Below are 6,466 nucleotides of genomic sequence, written 5' to 3'. Positions count from 1 at the left end.
TAAGCACGCCGCCAGCGTTCATCCTGAGCCAGGATCAAACTCTCATGTTAAAGTTTTGATTCCAGTCAAAATTCGCTTGGCTAATTTTAACCGTTATTACTGTTGTTTTGGTTTTGTTCTGAATGTTCTCTTGAACTTCAAGGCTTAACCAAAAGCCTTTGTTCTTAGAATTTTCAGGGTTTTACATACTGTTCAGTTTTCAAGGTTCTTTGTTGTCTCAGCGACAGCTCATATATTTTATCATAAGCATTCTTGCTTGTCAACAACTTTTTTAATTTATTTTTTGTTTTTCTTTTTCAAAAGCGCCGTTTCTTCAACAGCTCAGCTAGTTTATCACGAAAACTCATCAGTGTCAAGCACTTTTTTGTTTTTATTTTTTCCAGCTTTTTTAAAAAAGAAACGGAGAAAGAGGGATTTGAACCCTCGCGCCGGTTGCCCGACCTACACCCTTAGCAGGGGCGCCTCTTCGGCCTCTTGAGTATTTCTCCGCAGTAATAAAAAAAATATTCAATTGCATCTTAACGCATTTCTTTGTCAGACGCGTATCTCATTGTATCAAAGAAAATTTAAAATGTCAAGCAAATTTATCCAAGTTTTTTCTTTTTTTTATTTCCTTTAAACCACCATTTTTCAATATATTTTATGATATGATACTATAGATGTTTTGGCGGATTGCAGGAGTGCATCGCATCGCACGCAGCAATCCAGATTAGGATTCAGAAAGGAGTTTTTTTATGAATTTAAAATATATGATCCTGGGAGCCGGCGGTACTGGTGGAATTCTTGGCTCTGCTCTTACAAAAGCTGGAAAGGATGTTACATTCATTGCCCGTGGTTCCAACCTTGATGCTATGCGTAATAACGGTCTCATCATTCGTCATCTCTGGGATCAGACGGAAGAACATCTTGAGGTTCGTGCATTATCCATGGAAGAATCCTGTGCTCTTTCCCTGGCTCCGGAGGTTATCTTTATATGCGTAAAAGAATATTCCCTTGATTCCGTCCTTCCTTTTATCCGCCAGACCGCTGGTCCCCGCACAATTATTATTCCCATCTTAAATATATATGGAACCGGTGCCAGGATGCAGAAAGAATTACCGGATTGTACCGTTCTGGATGGATGCATCTATGTTTCTGCATCCTTAGAACATCCCGGTGTTCTGGTTCAGCACGGTCCTATCTTAAGGGTTGTCTTCGGTCCCAGGGATCCTTCCTATATTTCTCCGATTTTATCAGCCATTCAATCGGATCTTTGCGAAAGCGGTATCGATGGAGTTTTATCCACCCATATCCAAAGGGATGCTTTGGAGAAATTTTCCTATGTCTCCCCTATCGGAGCTTCCGGAGTCTACCTTCATGCCGTGGCCGGAGATTTTCAAAAGGAAGGACCTACCCGTGAATTATTTAAATCCATGATTCGTGAAATCAGCGCTCTGGCTGCTGCCATGGGATATCCCTTTGAAAAAGACTATGTAAAAATAAATCTGGAGATTCTTTCCAACTTATCTGCCGATGCCACCACTTCCATGCAGCGTGACATAATGGAAGGAAAACCATCGGAACTGGACGGACTTGTCATGGAGCCACTCCGACTTGCAAAAAAATATTCTGTCTCTATGCCCTGTTATGAGGAGGTAGCAAACGTATTATGTCCATTGGAATTTTAGTTGGTAAAATTGCGGCATTATTTATCATCATGTTTTTAGGCTTTGTTTTGGTAAAGACTGGCATTTGCCGCTCAGATGACAGCCGCATTCTTTCACGCCTGTCTGTCTATATCGTAGTCCCCTGTTCGATTTTATCTGCTTTTCAGGTCAGCTGCAGCCCTTCCATCCTAAATGGGCTTCTTTTGGCGGTGGCTGCTGCTGTATTGATCCATCTCATCCTGATTGTCCTTTTTTACTTTATAGGACCTCTTCTTCATCTTAACGGAGTTGAAAAAGCCTCTATCATCTACTCTAATGCAGGAAATCTTGTTATACCGCTTGTTTCCTCTATTCTAGGACCAGACTGGGTTATTTATTCCAGCGCCTACGTCTCTGTACAGCTTTTTCTTCTCTGGAGTCATGGCAAAATGATGATCTGTGAAGAAAAGAAGCCTGATTTTAAAAAAATCATAACAAATACAAATATGATTGCCATTTTATTCGGTATTTTTCTATTCTTGGCACAGATTTCACTTCCCGATCCAGTGGACAGCGCTGTCCACTCCCTGGGAAGCATGATTGGTCCTTTGGCCATGCTGATCTCAGGAATGCCGATTGCCGGAACCACGCCCCAGGAAATTCTGGCTTTTCCCCATATTGGACTTGTCACGATTCTGCGACTCATCGGTGTACCGCTTTTGACAATTTTACTTCTTAAATTCAGCAGCCTTGCTTCTTTTGCTGAGAATGGTTCACAAATTCTGCTTGTCACCCTGTTAGCCACAATCACCCCATCCGCCTCCACAATCACGCAGATGGCCCAGGTATATGGAAAAGATGCCCGCTATGCTGGTGCCATTAACGTAATTACCACTCTGCTTTGTATGATAACCATGCCAATCATGGTTTATCTCTATCAATTATAACTTTATTCTTCACGACAAAAGAGAGGTTATTTGCAAAACAGCCAATAACCTCTCTTCATAAAACTCAAAAATGCATCTGCATTCTTGCTGCGGGATGGGAGTCATCCCACATCTGATATCTTATTATCCTATCTCTGATATTCCTTTACTGCGGTCTCGTAAAGATTGTTTCCTTCGGAATCAATTACCACAATCATAGGCATATTTTCTACCGTCAATTTTCGGATCGCCTCTGTTCCCAGATCATCGTATGCAATCACTTCCGATTCCTTAATGCACTTTGAAAGAATTGCTCCGGCTCCGCCCACTGCCGCAAAATAAACGGCACCATTGCGAACGATGGCATCGATGACTGCCTGGCTTCTCTTTCCTTTTCCGATCATGGCTCCCATGCCGAGATCCAGAAGTCTTGGAGTATATTTATCCATACGGCTGGCTGTGGTCGGACCTGCAGAACCAATCGGACGGCCCTCTCTGGCCGGTGACGGTCCCATATAATAAATTACATTATCTTTCAGATCAAGGGGAAGTTCTCTTCCTTCATCCAGCGTCTCTATCATGCGCTTATGAGCTGCATCACGTGCCGTATAGATGGTTCCGCTTATATATACATAATCACCTGCATGCAGGCTTTTTAATGTCTCCCTGTCAATTGGAGCTGTGATTGTTTTATCCATATTTTCCTCCAAATCTATCTTATGTACTCTCGGTATCTTTTTGTGCAGGAAAAACTCCGAGAGTACATTCTTTATACTATCAAATGATGTTTGGGTCACAAGAGATTTTTCCCCTTTTGATACCGGATTGCTATGTGCTTCGCACTTCCGCAATCCTAAAAATATTCATCAAATCACTCTGTGCGCATGACGATTTACATGACAGCAGATATTGATGCCTACCGGCAGCCCTGCAATATGGGTCGGGTAGGTTTCAATATTGACAGCCAGGGCGGTTGTCCGTCCGCCTAATCCGCCAGGACCGATCCCAAGGTTATTGATCGTTTCAAGCATTTCTTTTTCCAGATCACGCACATACTCAACCGGTGATTCCTCTTCCAGATTTCTGGTCAGCGCGTGCTTCGCCATCTCTGCACACTTTTCAAAGGTTCCACCGATTCCAACGCCTACTACCATCGGAGGACAGGCATTCGGTCCCGCATCCCGCACCGCTGTCAGAATAGCATCCTTGACTCCTTCAATTCCATCTGCCGGTTTCAGCATGAACACACGGCTCATATTTTCACTTCCAAATCCCTTCGGAGCCACCGTGATCTCTACCTGCTCACCCTCTACGATCTCATAATGAATGATAGCCGGTGTATTATCCTTCGTATTCTCACGGTAAATCGGATCCTTAACCACGGATTTACGGAGATATCCGTCTACATATCCCTGGCGCACGCCCTCATTGATAGCATCAGTCAGAGAACCGCCGATCAGATGTACATCCTGTCCTACCTTGATAAACACAACTGCCATTCCGGTATCCTGGCAGATCGGAATCATCTCCTCACCAGCGATACATAAGTTTTCTTCCAGCTGGCCTAAAATCTGACGTCCCAATGGAGATTCTTCACTCGCTGCCGCCTCATCAAACACCTTTTTCATATCCGGTGACAGAAAATGGTTGGCCTCAATGCACATTTCTTTGATATTCTGTGTAATGGTTTCAACATTGATTCTTCTCATTTGAAAACTACCCTTCTTCCATGAAATTTTTATCTGCCCCTGCTGACAGAACCGCATCTCTTAATCATTAATGACTCTTATATCATCATAATAGAAATTAAATAATCTTGCAATCATTTCTGAATAGATGTAATAAAAATACCCCCTGAATAGATTTTGATCTCATGCGCAGTGATTCTGATAGGAATATGCCAGCTTTGCTGACCAGAATCACGCGCCAAGTCTCACGGACGTTCGACTTGAATTTATCTCTATCTATTCAGGAGGTATTATATTGTTACAGTTCAGCCATGACATCTTCTTGTTTCCATATTCATTCAAACCAGCGCATGGCTGAACTGTAACATCATATTATCTTGAAATTTCTCTTGTCACGTGTTTTAACCACTCTTTTTCTTCGTCATTCATATACGGAGAAATGGTTTCGTATACGTCTTTATGGTATGTATTTAAGCGCTCGATATCCGCGTCGTCCATGAAACGTGTATCCAGTGCCTCTAAGTCAATCGGCGCCTTGGTCAGGAATTCGAACTTCAGGAACTGTCCGTACTCATTCTTCTCATCCTCGACACATAAGATCAGATTCTCTGTTCTGGTTCCGAAATCGCCTGCAAAGTACAGACCCGGCTCATCAGAGCAGATCATGCCCGGCTCGATCACAGCGCTGTCCTGACGCTCCGGAACAACCTTCCAGCGCAGTCCGTTCGGTCTCTCATGTACGTTAGAAAGATATCCAACACCATGTCCGGTACCATGTGCAAAATCAAGACCACGTTTCCAGAATGCTTCACGGATGGTGTAGTCTAAGTTAATTCCCCGGCAGCCGTGAAGGAACTTCATGGTTGATACCTTCAGCATAGCGGCTGCTACGATTGTGTAGTACTCTTTTTCCTTCTCGGTCAGAGGTCCTAATGCATAGGTTCTTGTGATATCAGTAGTTCCCTCTAAATACTGTCCGCCGGAATCTACCAGCAGAAGACCTTCTGGTTTTAATTTCTTGCATACCTCATCGCTTGGATGATAATGGCACATCGCTGCATTTTCCTTGTAAGCTGCAATGGTTACGAAACTTGGCTCGATATAGTTGCCCTGCTCGGCTCGCAGTTCTTCAATTTTATGAGCCGCTGTCATCTCTGTCATATCGCAGGTTCCGATGGTATGCTTCAGCCAGTACATAAACTTGGTAACAGCTATACCATCTTTTAAATGGGCCTTACGCATATTTTCGATCTCGGTCGCATTCTTAACAGCCTTCATGGTAGCACAAGGATTCATCTCATCTATGATACGGCAGGAAGCATCAATGCTCTCGCATACAGCAAAGCTTGCTTTCTTGCGTTCCAGAAGAATCTTCTCATTCTTCAGGGCTGCCACATCCTGTAAGAATTCCGCATACTCTTTTACCTGAACCTTTGCCTCAGCTAAAGCCGCACAAACCTCTTTTTCCATCTTAGTATCTTCTTTGATAGCTTCTTTCTGTACGTATAAATAGGCTTCATCCTGTGTAATAAGTGCATAGGACAGAAATACCGGGTTATTTACAATATCGTTTCCACGGAGATTGAATAACCATGCGATTTCATCCAGGGCCGTCATCAGATGAATCTGTGCTTTATTTTTCTTCATGGCATCACGAAGATCTGAAAGTTTCTCTACGGTGCTCTTTCCGGCATATTTTACATCCAAGCTCCAGATAGGCTCGCAGGACATAGCCGGACGGGAAGTCCAGATCTCACCTACCAGATCCTTGCTGCAGTTGATTGTTACATTTTTTTCCTGCAGTAAGTTCTGAAGACCATAACCCAGCTCAGAGTTTACAACACGGCCGTCAAATCCAAGGCATCCATCAACCGGAAGCTCCTCCTCTAAAAACTCGTCCAGAGTCGGGAATTCAGGTTCACCCATGCGGTATAATTTGATCTCACTGCCTGAAAGCTGCTCTTCTGCCTGTACAAAGTATCTTCCGTCTGTCCAGAGTCCGGCTTTGTCCATAGTGATAACAGCCGTTCCAGCGGTTCCGTTGAAACCGGTCAGGAAGTGACGGCATTTAAAGAATTCGCCTACATACTCAGATTCATGAAAATCCGCAGTCGGAACCAGGTATGCATCGATTCCCAGTTCTTTCATGCGATCTCTTAATTGTCCAATTTTTATATTTGTCTGGTTCATTATTTCCTCCTTCATGCGATTTTTTTGAAAAAATATG

General features: G+C 43.4%; 5 protein-coding genes and 1 tRNA gene. 2 read left to right on the top strand and 4 right to left on the bottom strand.

Features of this window, described 5'->3' with window-relative positions; genetic code table 11:
* Window positions 1–400 precede the first annotated feature (400 nt).
* Window positions 401–488, bottom strand: a tRNA-Ser gene (locus DW739_RS13840).
* A 246-nt stretch (window positions 489–734) separates the two neighbouring features.
* Between DW739_RS13840 and DW739_RS13835 the strand changes: the two genes are divergently transcribed.
* Both DW739_RS13835 and DW739_RS13830 read left to right on the top strand, forming a co-directional pair.
* Window positions 735–1,667 (top strand): 2-dehydropantoate 2-reductase, encoded by a 933-nt coding sequence (locus DW739_RS13835; RefSeq protein ID WP_118743226.1) that lies wholly within the window; start codon window positions 735–737, stop codon window positions 1,665–1,667.
* Window positions 1,649–2,572: an AEC family transporter gene (locus DW739_RS13830; RefSeq protein ID WP_118743225.1), complete on the top strand. Its 924-nt coding sequence runs from the start codon at window positions 1,649–1,651 to the stop codon at window positions 2,570–2,572. Before DW739_RS13835 ends, DW739_RS13830 begins: the two co-directional genes overlap by 19 nt.
* A gap of 128 nt (window positions 2,573–2,700) precedes the next feature.
* Here DW739_RS13830 and DW739_RS13825 read toward each other — a convergent pair whose 3' ends face one another.
* From DW739_RS13825 to DW739_RS13815, 3 genes are all read right to left on the bottom strand, one after another.
* Window positions 2,701–3,285, bottom strand: a complete 585-nt coding sequence (locus tag DW739_RS13825; RefSeq protein ID WP_333489799.1) for a Fe-S-containing hydro-lyase — start codon at window positions 3,283–3,285, stop codon at window positions 2,701–2,703.
* 132 nt (window positions 3,286–3,417) lie between these two features.
* On the bottom strand, window positions 3,418–4,260 hold the full coding sequence (locus DW739_RS13820) for a fumarate hydratase (RefSeq protein ID WP_022358414.1): 843 nt from the start codon (window positions 4,258–4,260) through the stop codon (window positions 3,418–3,420).
* 351 nt (window positions 4,261–4,611) lie between these two features.
* Window positions 4,612–6,429: an aminopeptidase P family N-terminal domain-containing protein gene (locus DW739_RS13815; protein WP_118743224.1), complete on the bottom strand. Its 1,818-nt coding sequence runs from the start codon at window positions 6,427–6,429 to the stop codon at window positions 4,612–4,614.
* Window positions 6,430–6,466: the final 37 nt, after the last annotated feature.

The sequence above is a fragment of the Clostridium sp. AM28-20LB genome (genome assembly GCF_003480665.1).
Classification (GTDB): domain Bacteria; phylum Bacillota; class Clostridia; order Lachnospirales; family Lachnospiraceae; genus Otoolea; species Otoolea fessa.
The sequence above is the reverse complement of the archived record's forward strand: the minus strand, read 5'-3'. Positions and strand labels throughout refer to the sequence as shown.

Bases quoted from the DNA above. Each gene is read 5' to 3' on its own strand.
- DW739_RS13835 (WP_118743226.1), top strand. From the start codon at position 735: ATGAATTTAAAATATATGATCCTGGGAGCCGGCGGTACTGGTGGAATT.
- DW739_RS13830 (WP_118743225.1), top strand. From the start codon at position 1,649: ATGTCCATTGGAATTTTAGTTGGTAAAATTGCGGCATTATTTATCATC.
- DW739_RS13820 (WP_022358414.1), bottom strand. From the start codon at position 4,260: ATGAGAAGAATCAATGTTGAAACCATTACACAGAATATCAAAGAAATG.
- DW739_RS13815 (WP_118743224.1), bottom strand. From the start codon at position 6,429: ATGAACCAGACAAATATAAAAATTGGACAATTAAGAGATCGCATGAAA.